General features: G+C 60.0%; 6 protein-coding genes and 1 tRNA gene. 1 reads left to right on the top strand and 6 read right to left on the bottom strand.

Annotated elements, in window-relative coordinates:
• Positions 1 to 218: 218 nt before the first annotated feature.
• The 3 genes from AC522E_RS03055 to AC522E_RS03045 all read right to left on the bottom strand — a co-directional run bounded on the left by AC522E_RS03055 (position 219) and on the right by AC522E_RS03045 (position 13,383).
• On the bottom strand, positions 219 to 9,278 hold the full coding sequence (locus AC522E_RS03055; protein WP_500748925.1) for a cadherin domain-containing protein: 9,060 nt from the start codon (positions 9,276 to 9,278) through the stop codon (positions 219 to 221).
• A gap of 441 nt (positions 9,279 to 9,719) precedes the next feature.
• Positions 9,720 to 11,156, bottom strand: a complete 1,437-nt coding sequence (locus AC522E_RS03050; protein WP_500748924.1) for a glycosyltransferase family 2 protein — start codon at positions 11,154 to 11,156, stop codon at positions 9,720 to 9,722.
• 88 nt (positions 11,157 to 11,244) lie between these two features.
• The gene (locus AC522E_RS03045; protein ID WP_500748923.1) at positions 11,245 to 13,383 is read right to left on the bottom strand and encodes a GGDEF domain-containing protein; all 2,139 of its coding nucleotides are present in this window, start codon (positions 13,381 to 13,383) and stop codon (positions 11,245 to 11,247) included.
• Between the two features lie 644 nt (positions 13,384 to 14,027).
• Between AC522E_RS03045 and AC522E_RS03040 the strand changes: the two genes are divergently transcribed.
• Positions 14,028 to 14,666 (top strand): VOC family protein, encoded by a 639-nt coding sequence (locus AC522E_RS03040; protein ID WP_500748922.1) that lies wholly within the window; start codon positions 14,028 to 14,030, stop codon positions 14,664 to 14,666.
• Positions 14,667 to 14,878: 212 nt separating this feature from the next.
• Here AC522E_RS03040 and AC522E_RS03035 read toward each other — a convergent pair.
• From AC522E_RS03035 to AC522E_RS03025, 3 genes are all read right to left on the bottom strand, one after another.
• Positions 14,879 to 14,955 (bottom strand) — tRNA-Met (locus AC522E_RS03035).
• Between the two features lie 325 nt (positions 14,956 to 15,280).
• On the bottom strand, positions 15,281 to 15,499 hold the full coding sequence (locus AC522E_RS03030) for a hypothetical protein (RefSeq protein WP_500748921.1): 219 nt from the start codon (positions 15,497 to 15,499) through the stop codon (positions 15,281 to 15,283).
• 49 nt (positions 15,500 to 15,548) lie between these two features.
• The gene (locus AC522E_RS03025; protein ID WP_500748920.1) at positions 15,549 to 15,767 is read right to left on the bottom strand and encodes an AsnC family transcriptional regulator; all 219 of its coding nucleotides are present in this window, start codon (positions 15,765 to 15,767) and stop codon (positions 15,549 to 15,551) included.
• Between the last annotated feature and the right edge of the window lie 70 nt (positions 15,768 to 15,837).

The following is a 15,837-nucleotide window of genomic DNA, read 5'->3' as shown; positions in this document are numbered from 1 at the left end:
CAGCCTTTAATCTCGGCAATACGCGTCCCCGCAGGAAGATTCTCGTCGATGGCTATTTCGATAGTGGAGCCGTTCACCATACCGGCATGATATTGTGTTGCCGTAGGAGCATAAGGCGTAAGCGAGAGAGCCATTGGTTTTCCCCTGTTTTATATAGATAATATCGTTACATTAAATGCCTGGATCTCGTCTGTGAAGAGACCCAGGCATAAAATTCCCTAGATGACGAAGAACATGGAAGCGTCCAAAAGCGGCTTGTTCACACCATCCGGCTTGTTATTGATCGTCGCCAGAAGCCTGGCCGCCACCCCATTGGCCCCATCGGCGTCATAGTAGATATTGCCGGTCGTCTGGTCATACAGGATCCGCTGCGAGGCGGTTGTGGCTGTCGTTCCCAGACCGAACTCGGCCGCGGCAATCTGCTGGGGCTCTCCTTGTGCAGCTGGCGCTCCCAGCCCCTTGAACACCGACTGCTTGAGAAGGACGCGGTCTCCATCAGCAACCGTAAAGTCCATGATAAGATCATGGTTCGTCACGGTCAGATTGGTATCGAAGACGAACGAATCCGCCCCAGATCCTCCAAACAGACGATCCATCTCCCAACTGCCTGCGAGGGTATCATTGCCTCCATTTCCGCGCAGGATGTCACCAGTCGCACCACCCAGTATCAGATCGTTGCCTTCCGTTCCGAAGACGGACTCCTTGAACAGGTTCTCGATATTGATCTCGATCGTCTGGACTTCGGAGTAGTCCGTCCCGTCGAACGCCTTGACCTTGATGGTGAAAGAGCCGGTCGGATACTGCTCGTAATCGATCTTGGTGGGATTGGCGACCACGAGCTGGTTCCCATTGAGAATGGTAAGGCCTCCGTTCGTCCCATCCTCTACCAATGTAAAGGTTAGCGCCTCCGGATTCTGCTCACCGTCCTGTGCTTGGAAGAGACCAAGAACGGCATCCGGGCCGGGATTCTCGGCCACGAACAACTCCGAGAAGGTTATATTCGACGGAGCCGAGTTGCCTGCAGGCCCCACGTCCACCGTATAGGTCGTCTCGGCGCTGACATGGCCATCATCGTCATAGGCCACGACCTTCAGGTTGTGACTGAAGACGTCCGATCCCACCACATCACGGGCAGTTTTGATCTCGCCCGTATACTCGTCGATGACGAACAAGCCATCCTGGCTCGTGGTGCCGGACCAGGCGCCATCGACGAATTTGAAGCGATTGGCGACGAAACCCGAGTCGGGAGCGTCGAAGTCATGCGCCGTGGCCTGAGCCACGACGATATCCTGTCCGCTCCCGGCGTGGACGTCCGCCACATAGGCGACCGCCACGGTATCCGGCCCCTCGTTGACGTCGCCGATCGTGATCGTGATCGTCTGCGGGTCGGAAATCGCGCCCTCGCCATCCTGGGCGCGGACGGTCACCGTATAGGTTGCGTTCGCCTCATGGTCGAGGGTTGCATTGGCCTTGATGCGGATCTGGCCAGTCGTTTGATCGATCTCGAAAAGATCGTTCGCGTCCATGAAGTATTTCAGAGGACCCTGTTTGTCGTCATCGGCCGTGACGAAATACTGGAATGCGTCGTTTCCGGCATTCTCGTTTACGGCAATGGCGGTTCCGCCGGTCGTCAGACGCAGATTCGACGGCGGCTGGTTGCCGGTCGCATCCTGAACGACGACGTCATACTTGAACGCCTGGCTGACGAGGGACGGATCGGACTCATCGTAGGCAACGATCCAGAGGGAATGCTGCCCCTTGTCGTTATCGGTGAGTTGGTCGGCGTGGACTTTGACCTGTCCCGTAGCGGCATCGATCTCGAAGAGGCCATCCGAGCTGATCAGCCCGTCGGGGCCCAGCCCATCCAGGAACCGGTAGTGGTTATGCTGATTGGCCTCGGTGTAGATGTCCGGATCGTGAGCGGTTGCCTTGACGACCAGCGCTCCGCCGAAATCCCCGACATGCAGATTTTTCAGATCCGAAAAGTCGATGCGGTCCGCGGCTTCGTTCACATCCGCCAGATTGATGGTGATATCCGTCCAGGCCGAGTAGAGGCCCGAACCGTTCTGGTCCCTGACGCGGACATGGACCGTGTAGGTCTGCTGCGTCTCGAGGTCCAGCTCGGCCCCATCGAGAACATAGATCTCGCCATTCTCCCCGATGCCGAACTTGGTATTGGCCGTCATTTCGTAGGCGAGTTCAGCCGTGTCGCCATCGTCATCGGCAACGACTTTTGCAACCACCGTCTGATCACCCGCATTCTCCGCGACGAGTGCCGTCCAAGTCCCATCCTCGAGACGGACATTCGTCGGCGCGGCATTGTCGGGCACCTCCGGAACTCCATCGAGCGTGATCACCCGTTCGATGCCCTGGCTCATGTAGGTGGCGATGGCCGATTGCCACTCTTCCTTCGTGGCATAGAGGCCGCGGTAGATATAGGCGACATCGTCGTTGCCGTGGATCGTGCCGTCATCGTTCGCGTTGTCGACATCGATCTCACCCACGATCATGTCGCCGGCGTTGACGACGATGTAGGTGTCATTGCCGTCGCCACCCACCAGGGTGTGAACAATTCCCACGCCGGCCCCGCCATCGAGCGTATCGGAAACTGCCGCCGTTCCGCTGCCGAGCATGATCGACGAATAGGCATTGCCGACAAGATGGACACCCGCCCCGCCATCGACCCCTTTCAGAACCTCAATCTGGGCATTCGCCGCGAGGCGATACTCGTCGCTGAAGGTGATCTCGGCCGTGTCAAAGCCACCGTCTGCGCCATCGACGATCGCGTCGTTCAGGTGACGGATCCGGTAGGTGTCGTTGCCCGTGCCTCCATCGAGGATGTCGGGGCTGGCCCCGACACCGCCATCGAGAACATCGTCGCCGTCGTAGCCGTTCAGGATATTGCTGTCGGCATTGCCGGTGATGACATTGCCCAGTTCGTTGCCGCCGAGAGTCACGGCGCCGGACGAACCGCTGGCGTCGAGGTTCTCGATGAAGCCGCCAAGGGTATAGGCGGCCCAGTTGTTATTGAACACGGCGCCATCAAGCTTGATGGTGTCGACGCCACCCGTCTCGTTCGCCACGTCTTCGACGGTCACGCCCTGCTGCCGGGACACGATATAGGTGTCATCGCCCAGGCCGCCGCGCAGGACATCCTGACCGGCGCTGCCCCCATCGAGAGTATCGTTGAAGGCGCCGCCGACAATCGTGTTGTCCAGGTTGTTGCCCTTGACATCGATCCCGGAGGTGTTTTCGGCAAAGGCCTCCAGCACCTCGATGCCGTCGCCATCGTCAAGCACATACTGTCCGCCGATATCGTGGATATAGGCTTTGTCGTAACCGCCGACGGCGGGATCCGGATCTTCTCCGAAAGTCTGGCCGACAGCCGTGACATGGTAGATATCGTCATTGGCGCCCGGTCCGGTGATCGTCGAAACGACCGTTACCTGGCTGTTGCTGGTCGGATAGGCATGGTGCCCGTCATCCAGCGTAATGGTGAACTGGGTCGTGACCGGCTGGTTGCTGGGTGCATCGTGCTCTGTGGCATCAAAGGCGAGGCCGTGAAGCAATGTGGTGAGGGCCAGCGCTGACCCGGTCAGCGTATAGGTGATCTTGCCCGTCGCAGAGTCATAGGACGACGGGGTATTCTCCGGAAGCCCGGAAAGCGAACCGTCATCCCGGCTGAACGAGATCGTGAGCGTCAGTTCGTCACCGTTCGCATCCGTCAGGGTAACGTTCGTGAACGGGTTGACGGCCGGACCCCAATCCGTCGTCGGGATCGGGTTCGTGTCGGACACGGCGATGACAGGGGCCGCATTATCGACGGTATTCCCCGTCACTGTCGTGTTCACTGTGACATGTTTGGTGGACCAGGCTCCCGTGGAGTCGAAAGCGGTCACCGTGATACCCTGGATGATCGTCGAGTTGGCAGGGCCCATGGCATTGCGAGGATTGAAGACCACCAGCTTCAGGAAGGCATTGACGTCATCCTGCAGGCCCTGGATGGCCAGGGCACCTTCGCCGGGCCAGAGGGTCACCCCCGGGAAATCCGCCTGGTACTCAAAGGTGCCGCCCATCGTGTCGTCTATGAGCAGCGACACCGTGATGATTGCGCCGTCCCGATTATCCTCGAAGTCGGAGACGCTCAGGTCGTGGAAGGGCGCAACGGTGTCAGTGTCGTTCACGAACCATTCGGTGGTGCCGTTGGGATCGACGGAAATCACCGGCGCCGTGTTGTCGGGCTCGGGCTGGAGGTTCTGAATGTAGACCTTGACCGGGATGGGGGCCGATTCCTGCCCGTGACTATCCGTGGCAACGACAGTGATCTCGTACCAGCCGACATTGTTGGCCTGGTCCTTCTGAGCCTCTGGCAGGGTCTCGTAGTCGAGAGCACCGTGGACGACGATCGCCCATTCGGTGCCGAATTGCTCAAGGGTGAACCGCCCCTCCGCATCGCCGACCAGGCGATAGGAAACGATCGTATCGCCGAGGTTGGGATCGTGCCCCGTCAAGGTCCCGACAGGCTGGCCCACGCCAGCATCCTCCGGGATCGGAGCGGCATTCAGGATGATCTGATCGGGCGCGCGGTTCTCGGTCAGGACCGAATAGCTCAACTCGATGCTGTCGTGCGCTTCGCTCTGATCCTGAACGTCGACGCTGAACGTGATCGGGTGATCCTGGCCGGTCGGATCATTGGGGAAGTCGGCCGGCGAGAACAGCAGAGCCTTGAAGAAGCTGGTCAGGCTGTCTTGAGATCCCGAGACTCGAATGAAATTCTCGTTGAGGTTGTTCTCCTCGATCGTCACGCCGAAGGCCTGGGACACATCGAACTCGCCGTCGGCCCCCGTCCAGGAGACCGTGACAGTCAGGGTGTCGTTGACGTCCTGATCCTTGAAAATCAGGTTTTTGAACGGCGTGAAGGTTGCAAGGTCGGAGACCGTCGGTGGAACCGGCTCCCCGTTCGGGTCGATCTCGATGATCGGCGAGTGGTTCATTGCTCCCGTCGCATGAGAGGTGACGTGCACATGCAGCGGGTCTGACGGAACATCCTGCGAGTCGAACACGACCACGGTAAAGTCCGTCGTCTCGTCGGGAGCACCGTCCGGCCGGTTGTTCGGATTGAACTGAAGCTGGCTCAGGATGCTGGTGACCTGATCGTGGGTGCCCTTGATGAGGATCGAGTCACCAGACGTATAGACGAAGTCCACGCCCGGCGGCAGGTTCGTCGGGAGGTTCTCGAAGCCGCCGGTCAGCTGTCCGAGGAAACTGACCAGTACGGTGATCGGCGTTGCGGGACTCGTCGCATCGTCCTCCGCATCCGCGAAGACCAGGTTCTGGAACGGTGCAATTGTCGCAACGTCGTTGATCGTGAAGTCCGTTTCGCCGTTGACCTGGATCTGGGGCGGAGAGTTGTTGCTCGGAGCATCGGCGTGAATGATCAGCTCCTGCAACTTGGAGCCGCCATGGCCGTCCCATACGCGCACCGTGATCGAGGCATCGGTGAACATGCCAAGGCTCTTGCCCGCCTGCAGCTGGACGATTCCGTCCGGCGAGACCTGGAACAGATTGTCCGGATCAGACACCAGCTCGAACCGCAGCAGCCCCGCATCCTCAGGATCGGGATCGGAAGCGATCAAGACCCCGATCAACGCGCCCGGCATATCGGGTCGAGTCGAGATCTCGGTCTGGTGGTTCGTGAACGTCAGGCTGTCCGGATCATGATTGATCGGATCATTCGGCACATCAGTGACGCCGATCGTTACGGTCTGATCGAGGAACCCACCGTGATTGTCGGACACCCGCACCACGACCGTATAGCTGTGGTTCGGACCCGAGCTCTCGTAATCGAGGCTGACGCCATCCTTGAGTTTCAGCACGCCGTTGACGACTTCGAAACGACCGCTCGGATCACCATTCGGCGCCAAAGAATAGGTCAAAACGTCGGATATATCGGCGTCATGACCCATAAGCGTGCCAACAACGGCGCCGGTCATGTTCTCGATAACCGAGGCTGTGGTCGTGCCGTCGGCGAAAGTCAAGCTGTCGGGACTGCGGTTGACCGGGTCGTTCGGCACATCGGAGACATTAATCGTAAAGGCCTGATCCTTGAACCCGCCATGGCCGTCCAATACCCGCACCACGACCGTGTAGCTGTGGTTTGGGCCCGAGCTTTCGTAATCGAGGCTCACGCCATCCTTGAGCTTCAAGAGTCCATTTACCACCACGAACTTTCCGCTCGGATCACCGTTCGGCGCCAGCGCATAGACCAGCGTATTGGCTGGATCATAGCTGTCCGGATCGTGTCCCATGAGCGTGCCGATGATCGCGCCCGGCGTTTCCTCGTTCACAGACGCGGCGACGGAGCCGTCGGCGAAGGTCAGGCTGTCGGGATTGCGGTTCGGCGGATCATTCGGCACATCAGTGACGCCGATCGTTACGGTCTGATCGAGGAACCCACCGTGATTGTCGGACACCCGCACCACGACCGCATAGCTGTGGTTCGGACCCGACGTCTCGTAATCGAGGCTGACGCCATCCTTGAGCTTCAGCACGCCGTTGACGACTTCGAAGCAGTTGCTCGGGTCGCCGTTGGGTGCAATCGAGTAGGTCAATGCATTCGCCGGATCATAGCTGTCCGGGTCATGTCCCAAAAGCGCGCCGAGCACTGCGCCCGGCGTTTCCTCGTTCACGGTCGCAACGATGGTGCCATCGGCGAACGTCAGGCTGTCGGGACTGCGGTTGACCGGGTCGTTCGGCACATCGGTGACAGCAATCGTAAAGGCTTGGTCCTTGAATCCGCCATGGCCGTCCGACACTCGCACCACCACCGTGTAGCTGTGGTTCGGACCTGACGTCTCGTAATCGAGGCTGACCCCATTTTTGAGCTTCAGCAGCCCGTTGGCCACTGTAAACATCCCGCTCGGATCACCGTTCGGTGCGATCGAGTAAATCAGCGCATTCGCCGGATCATAGCTGTCCGGGTCGTGTCCCATGAGCGCGCCGATGATCGCGCCCGGCGTTTCCTCGTTCACGGACGCGGCGACGGAGCCGTCGGCGAAGGTCAGGCTGTCGGGATTGCGGTTCGGCGGATCACTCGGCACATCGGCGACATTGATGGTAAGCGCCTGATCGAAGAACCCGCCATGATTGTCGGACACCCGCACCACGACCGTATAGCTGTGGTTCGGACCCGAGCTCTCGTAATCGAGGCTGACGCCATCCTTGAGCTTCAGGATTGGATTGCCGCTGGCATCTTTGACCACCTCGAAGCGACCGCTCGGATCACCCCCTGGCGCCAGCGCATATTTCAGTACACTGGATGGATCGTAACTGTCCGGATCGTGGCCCTTGAGTGCGCCGACCACTGTACCCGTTACCTCTTCGGTCACGGTCGCCGTGACGGTGCCATCGGTAAAGGTCAGGCTGTCTGGGCTTCGGTTCGGCGAGTCGTTTGACGCGTCGGCGATGTTGATCGTGAAAACCTGGTCTTTGAATCCGCCACGGCCGTCCGACACTCTCACCACGACGGAGGACTGATGGAACGGACCGGTGGTTTCGTAATCGAGACTCACGCCGTCCTTGAGCTTCAACACGCCGTTGACCACTTCATAGCGTCCGCTCGGGTCCCCCCCAGGCGCGATCGAATAGGTCAAAGTGTCATTGTCGATGTCATGCCCCTTGAGCGTGCCGAGCACCGCACCGGCCATTTCCTCGTTCACGGTCGTCGTGACGGCACCGTCGATGAAGGACAGGCTGTCCGGGTCGTGGTTGACCTCATCCACATTGGTAAGATTGACCTGAAGGGACCGGTCAAACGACAGGCCGGACTCGTCTGTCACACGAACCAAGACGGTATACATCTGTGTCGTTTCGTAATCGAGAACGGCTCCCGGCTTGACCTTCAGCAGATTCCCAACAGCGTAGAAACGCGGATCGTTGTTGAGCACCTGATAGGTAAACGACGTGCTGTCAGGGTCTTGTCCCTGCAATGTTCCGACGACGGTATCGCCGGGCGAGTTTTCCGGGATGGACGCGGTACTCCCTCCGTTGATTGTTACCCCAGTCGGAGCATCGGGTCCGTTCAGAACCGTTAGATTGAAGGTCTGATACCCCGTGTGTCCCGCGGTGTTCGTCGCCGAAACGGTGACATTGAGTGTATGGTTGGGTGTCGTTTCATAGTCGATCCCGCTGTTCGCCCCCCCGAACTGGTCGTATGTAATAAGATAATACTTGCCATTGTTCTTGGTCACGAAAAATCGCGAGTCATTTTGTACACGTACGTCTGAGATCAACCTCCCTTCAACGTCAGTGATATTGAGCTCACCGACCACAAAGCCGACTTGGTTCTCAGCCACTTCGTAAGGCCCATTCAGGCCGATGATTGGCGGCTCGGAGACATCGTTGAGCGTGAATGTCAGCGTCTGCAAAACGGACGACGATTCCCCAGTCTCGATGTCGTATGTCGTCGCTTTGACCAGCGCCTTGACCTGGTGGTTGGTGGCCGTCTCGTAGTTGTATACCGAAGGATCGGTAACCCGGACATAATATGTGCCGTCCACATATTGGACTTTGACGGGCTGGCCAGACACGGTTGCGAAGCTGTGGGCGTATCCATCATCATTAGGCAGCAAAACTCCGAGCGTCTGGCTTGGAGTCGGGTTTTCGTCGATGGTTGTATTTCCGTTGAATATTCCTGCGGAGGGCGGCGGTCCAGCAAGCGTCTCCACTGGGCCGTTCGTCGATGGTTCCGCGAGCGCGTTCTGAGACTGCTCAGCAGAAAGTGCCGAGCCGTCTAGGACGACAGGAGCGCCGCGCTCTTCCTGGGGCGCCGCCAGCCTATCGTTTGTCGAGTTCAAGCTGGCGTCGGCCTCATACTTGAGGGTGCTGCCAAGGAGATCCATTGGATCCCAGCGAGACGTCTCCACGCTGCCGGATTCGGCATTCGCTTCGTGAGCGACATCGAGATCGATAGGATGGCCCTTCGCGAGTGAGGCAGTCACTACATTGGGCCCGAGGGTGAGGTTACGGCTTTCCTCTTCGGCGCCTGCGGGTGTCGCTGCCCCATCGTGGCCCTCTCCGGATGCCTGTTGTGAACGGCCCAGGCTTTGATCCGCACGCTCGACATTGACATGAGACCCGTGCCGAACCTCCTCCTCGGCGGCAGCAACGATCTCGGTGGGCACCAACTCAGCGAATCCATCGGCGGAGTTGAGACTGCCCAGGTTATCCAGCCGGATCGTCTCGCTAACGAGGGCCTTGTCGAAAACGGGCTTGTTCATGTGACGTCCCCTAAGACTGACTGTTGCCTCACGGCCCGTCCCTTTGATGGTTCGGGCAATGATATGTTCTTACGTCACATTCTTAGATCAAACGGGGGAGACGCCAAGCTCTTCGTTCAGAGAGGGAATTAAATCCGCGTCGAGTAGAGCCAGCGTATAGCCCGGCACTGCCGTTGGGGGATGGACACAATTTGCTGCAGAGGAAGCAAGGATCGCGGATGCCTGGGGCGGCGTTAACCACGCCCGATGATCCCTCAAAGGAACCTTGCAAGTTTGCAAGTCTGTTCGCAATTTTCGCAATCTTGGCCGGAGGAGTGCGATTTTAAACCAACCGTTAGGTTCTCGAGGCGCCTCACAACTTCAAATTGTTGTCGCGCTGCATCTCGGCCGGATCAAAACGGCGGCTGCCGCCGGCATGGACGAACGATGCGAAGAAACCTCTCACGACCATTTCATCCGCGTGCCCCGCACCTCGTCTATCGCGGCGACGATCCAGGCACTGTTCACCAGGAAGCTCTGGTAGAGGTCGAGAAACGGAACGAAAGGCAACAGCTCGATCTCGTCATCCTGCTCGAGGACGTAGATCATGGCCGTCATGACGTTCAGCAGGCTCACCGATCCAATCCAGGCCACGACATCGTCCAACGACGCGCCTGTCGCCGCGGACAGGGCGATCGACCCCCAGAAGACGAGGTTCAGGATGGGAACGAGATAAATGTCCAGGGGATAGAACAATGCCATGATCGTCGGCAGATAGCGGATCTTCTCCTTCCTCAGGTGGCGCAGCTGCCGCCAATAGATGGCATAGACCTGCCAGGTGCCGCGAAACCAGCGATAGCGCTGGTTCATGAGCGTGCCGATATCCTCCGGACATTTCGTATAGGCGCAGGCGCGCGGCTCATAGACGATGCGGCCGCCCAGGGCGAGGGCCGAAAGCGACAGCTGAAAGTCCTCCGCGAACGTCTCGCCGGACAGGGGGCCGAAGACGTCGCCGGGTTTGCGTCCGGCCGTTTCCTTCGACCGGTTTCCCGGCAGATTCCTGATTTCCTCTAGGATCTCGCGCCTGTAGAGGCCGATGGGGCCCGGCACTACGGTGACCACTCCCAGGGAACTCAGGGCCGTCCGCATTCCGCCGTTGCCGAGGAGGTATTCGATCGACTGGAACCGGGTCAGCATGTTGATGCGGTTGCGGATCGTGACCTGCCCTGACACGGCGGCGACGCCGGGGCTCAGAACACGCGGCACCATGACCTTCAGCGCATCCCGCGCCAGGCCCGAATCCGCGTCGACGAAGAGGATGAGATCGCCTTTCGCCCTTTCGTAGGCGAAGTTCAACGCACTCCATTTGCCGCCATTGGGCTTCGTGAACACCTGAACGGTGCAACGGCCATGCTGACCGGCGACGGGAAGCGCCTTGGCATAGGTGTCGTCGGAAGACCCGTCGTCGACGAAGATGACTTCGTAAGCGGGATAGTCGAGGTGGATCAGGGACTGGAGCGCAGCCACAACGGTCTCCGACTCGTTGTAGGCGGGCACAAGGATCGAGACGAAAGGCAGCTTGTCGGGCTCGACCGGCGCAGATCGCCGCATCCGGTTGAGTTCCGTAAAGGCAAGCCCCTGGATGACGAGCCAGCGCACCAGGATGAAGGTCCCGATCCCCACCAGCAGGACAGCCCTGATGTGTCCAAGTGGTCCTGTGGCGGCGAGCCCACTTTCCGCAAAGGCAGCCTCCTTCATGCTCCAGGGCAAGGTCAGCAGGAGAGAGACACCGTAAACGAACGTGACGACGGCGAGGAAGTTGACCAGCGCCCGAGGGAGAGAGCGCCGGCGCGCCCTGAACTCCCTGCCGGCCCCCGTGTGATCCACCATATCGGACATTTCGCCCTTCGCTCACTGATCCGGCAGAACTGTCCTGGCCTCGAGCGCCGCCGAATAGGGCTCCAGCCGTTGCGTGCGTTCCTGCCCCTCAGGCGGTGGCGACGGTCCGCATGCCGCGAGTCTCCTCTTCGGCCCGCCGGGCGGCTCTTTCGAGCGCCGGCAGCACCGTCGTCTCGCCGGCGAGCACGTCCGCCACTCCGACACTGATGGAGCCCTGGACATGCGGCAGGTCACTGACCCGGAGTTGTCTCGCTCTCTGGCGCAGCCGCTCCGCAACGACCTCAGCCCCCGCAAGGTCCGTCTCCGGGAGCAGCACGACAAACTCCTCACCCGACCAACGTGCCGAAAGATCCCGATCGCGCGAGCCGCGGCAAAGTTCGGCCAAATCCTTCAGGACCGCATCACCAACCTTGCGCCCATAGATGGTGTTGGTCTCCCTCAGCTGGTTGATGCGAAGAATGAGAACCGACAGGGAGGTGGCAGCCTCGGATGCGTTTTTCACTTCCGCTTCGGCGATGCCCAGGAACTGGTCGCGATCGATAAGACCCGTGACGGAGTCTTTGGGTACGGATTCGCCGCGGTTCTGGACCATTGCCTTGCGGCTTCGGATATCAACGATCTCGCTCGTTGAATTCAGACCGGAGGGCGGCGGGCTCTGGAGCGATGTTCCCGCGTCGGATCCAGCCTGGGGCGGGACGGGCGCCATAGTCGTGTTCCGTGCTGCCTCACTGAACTCGTTCTCCCTCTTCGCACGGGTTCCTCCGAACATGAGGCCGAGGACACCGAGCAGGGCCAACGCGGCGCTCGCCTGGGCCCCCGTGTTCCGCAGCAGAGAGGGCTTCCAGAGCAGCCGCACCTTGATCGGCTCGGCGGAGTTCCCAAGGCTCGCGATGACCTCTGCCGGAAGGGTGCAGTCGAAGAGCGCGATCACCTGATCCTTCATGAGCGGAACCGGCTCGGCTTCGACGAAGTTCGCCGTGATGACATTGCGCATCGCGGAGTGATCCAGCACGAGCGCGACCGGCCGCTTTTCGGACGCCAGCTCGTCAGCCTCAGCGCGCGGCAGCCTGATCCGGGCAAGGAAGCCCGCGCCCGAGGAAAGGGCAAGGACCGGGGCGCCATCGGCCGCAAGCCCCGGGGTGGGATGGCGGAACACAACATGACCGGAGAACGGCGCCTTCAACTGGGTCGTCTCGATGGAACGCTCCCTCTCCGCCGCCGCGATCGAAGTCTCGAGATCCGCGGCTTCGACTTCACGTTCGACAAGCGTCCTTGCACGGGCGCGATCATCTCCCAGCAGGCGCTCGGTCTCGGCAAGTTGTGCCTTGTAGCTCTCCAGCGAGGCGCTGAACTTGGTGGTGTTCTCTTCGATCTGGACAAGCTGCTGACTGAGAGACGTATCGGACTGCCTGAAACGATCCTCCAACGCCTGGCTCCGGGCATTCAGCGAGGTCAAGGCCACCTGCTGGGTGTTGACCTCACGCTCCGCATTGATGAAGTTCGAGCGTCGCGTGTCATAGACCGGCTGCGTGATGATCTGCTTCTTGAACGCGTCGGCGGCCTGCTGCAGGGCCGTGCGCGCAATCTCCAGCTGGCTCAAGGCCGCCGAGAGAGACTTCTCGGTGGATGCGATCTCCCCCTCGATTCGGGTCTTCTCGCGCGTCCATTCCGTCAGGAGCGCCGCACGTGCCTTGTCGGCCTCGCCCCGCGATTTTTGAAGCTCGAGAAGAAAGCCTTCCGCCTGGGTAATCTGCGTGCGGATCTGAAGTTCGCGCTGGACGAGCCCCTGATCGACCGGCAAAGACTGCACGCGGATGGCTTCCTTCCTTGCCAGCGCTTGCGCCTGCTGGATGTTCTTGACGGCGAGCTGCGTCTGGTTGGCTGGGGGGACGAATGCCGCGATCACCTCCCCGGCTTCGACCGCGTCCCGCGAGGTCAGGGTCAGAACCGTGTTATCCCGGCGGGCATGCACGACGAAGAGGTCGTTCCCGCCGGCAACGCCTTCGCGCTTTTCGAGTTCGCTGAAGCCCCATGAGGCGAGCAGGCCAACCGCTCCGAGTGCCACGAGGGCGTAGGAGATGCGTCGCGCCCAGCTTGGGCGGTAACTGCGTCCCTTATTTCGCTTCCGCCAGACCGAGACGCTGTAGGAAGCGCAGAATACCGCAAACCCTAACGCGCCGCTGAAAATCGCAACACGGAGGAAATCGCTTCCGTTCAGTGACAACATCTTTGCCTCGCCCTAGCCTGGCAGCGTCTCGATTGTGCAACGACTGCACGACCGTCTGCGAATAGCCGTTTATCTTTCGAGAATTGCGCCCTTACAGACGCATCTGGCATTTCAACTACTGACTTGGCATTGATCGTCATCAATGCAACGCAATAAAATTGCAAATATACATCCTTTAATTTGCGTATTCTTTGTAGTTGCTTTCTTGTGCTGTAATCTGCTGCGGATCTATTCGCAACACTTCTTTTACGAAGAAGAAATCTCGACAATCCGAAATGGTCAAGCCTGCTATTCTGCCCCAAGATGCACGCTTTCCATCGGTGGGCAGGGAAAAGGAGAGCCTTCGACATGCTCTCGTTACGGCCCGGTAGCGGAGGACCACCACCGCCAATCCCTCAACCCCTCTCCATCTGGTTCGGATTGCGTCCTTGTGGAGGGCCAAGTCGTTGACTTGATTGGCGGGTTGCCCACAAAATCGCTGCCAGCGACAACTCTCAATCCGCCGTTCACATCCCACAGGGCCCTTTCCGCAAGAGCCCTCCCGCAAGCGCAAAGAGATGATCCCCGCCTCCAGGGTTCGGGCCGGGGCACCCCCCAGCGGTCCCGGTATGCCGATGCCGCCGCCCGCCATCGTTGGCTTTTCCATGCTCAAACTTGATCATCTGACCATCATCGCCCCGACTCTCGCAGAGGGGGTGGCGCATGTCCGAACGTGCCTTGATCTCGATGTCCCGTTCGGGCAGCGCCACCATTACATCGGCACCTACAATCACCTTCTGCAGCTGGGGGATGGGATCTATCTGGAAATCATCGCCTTGGACCCTGATGCGACAGGGCCAAGGCGCGCGCGCTGGTTTGGATTGGACGATAGCAAAGCCGTCAGAGCCGACTGGGATGCCGGCCGCCGCCTTCGGACCTGGGTGGCGCGGACGGACGCAATCGATGCCGTCCTCGCCGGTCGGGAAGGACTACTCGGAAGGAAAGTATCTCTTCCGTGGATCGATCCATCGTTCGACTTTGCAATTCAGGACGATGGTTCGCTTCCTCTTGACGGCGCAGTTCCCTCGATCATCGACAGGCGCGGTAAACCTCGGTCGATGGAGACGATCGCGGATCTGGGAGCAAGGCTCAGATCATTCACCCTTGAACACCCTGACGCTGCGGTGATCTCAGAACTTCATCGAGAGATCGGTGTCGACCGCTCGCCCGCAATTGTGCTCTGTGATGTCTTCCGCTACCGCGCGCAGATCGAGACGCCTGCCGGCACCAAGGAACTTTCCTGAGCCGCGCATGAAGGTCCGCGATGGGTCGTAACCTCCCCTTCGATCCAACACGTGCCTGAAGACAGGGCCTCTCGTGGCCGAGCAGACGCTCGTGCGAAGCGCCTTCGGCTCCGATAAATCAGGTCAGCGAGACGCGCCCAGCCCCATCCCGGCGTATCCTTGGGGACGGCTAGAAGAAAAGCCCATTCGTCATGATGGATTACAGGGATTGATGGTAGCGGAGGAGGGATTTGAACCCCCGACACAAGGATTATGATTCCTCTGCTCTGACCAACTGAGCTACTCCGCCCCAGGAACGGGGACAACCCCGTGTCAGACAGGCGCGATATAGGGAAGGTTTGGCACCTCTGTCAAGGAAGAGTATGGGCCGCCACCGCAGCCGTGGCAGGTTTTGTCCAGCCCGGCTTCCCCCTCCCCCGGCTTCATCAGTCAGCCTCAGGGGGCCGACTTTCCATCCGCGGCGGGAGCATAATAATGACCTGGGAGCGATCGGCCGTCGCGTGCCCGCCTGGCTTCGGGGCGCGAAGCCCGCGTGCCGCTTCCGGACAGGGCACCATGACCATCCCGCCTAGGCTCGATCCGGGGCCTGGGCGACCCTGAACCATCGAAACGGTTCAGCCCTTGGGCTTCGTGCGCCAGAGCTGGAATCCCTCGGACGAGATCGCCTGCTCGATGACACGACGGGAGAAATTATGCGGCGGCGACTGGCGCGACTGGAGCGTACCTGTCAGGCCCCACGGACCGTACTTCGCAGGGAGCTTGCTCCCGGATTCGTCGCCGGCGAAGGCATGTAGCTCGTCCCGGGACTGAGAAACGAACATGAAAATACGCATGGGACTGTCTTTCTGTCTTAAGGGATCGGAGCACACGCTTAGATAGGGCTCAGGCCTCGGAAGTCAGCTCGATCGCCTGCGCGGCCAGTCCGAACCGGTAAGCGAGGTGCCATTGCAGCTCGCGCGGAGACTGGTAGAGATAGGAGCAGTCGAGAAGGTGGCTGACCTCCCGGTTGCTCCCGGCATCCCTGGCCCAAATCCGGTCGAGAGTGAAGCCTGCGCTCCAGTGGTCCTGGCCCGCGGGCTTGGGAATAAAGTGAAATTGCATAACTCGTAAGCCTTGATTTTTCTTGAGGTTCGTTGAATCGCAAAGGGCCTTGCCGGCTCCTTTCGCAACT

The organism is Microvirga sp. BF8 (assembly GCF_059888585.1).
This window is presented reverse-complemented; position numbering and strand designations above follow the sequence as displayed.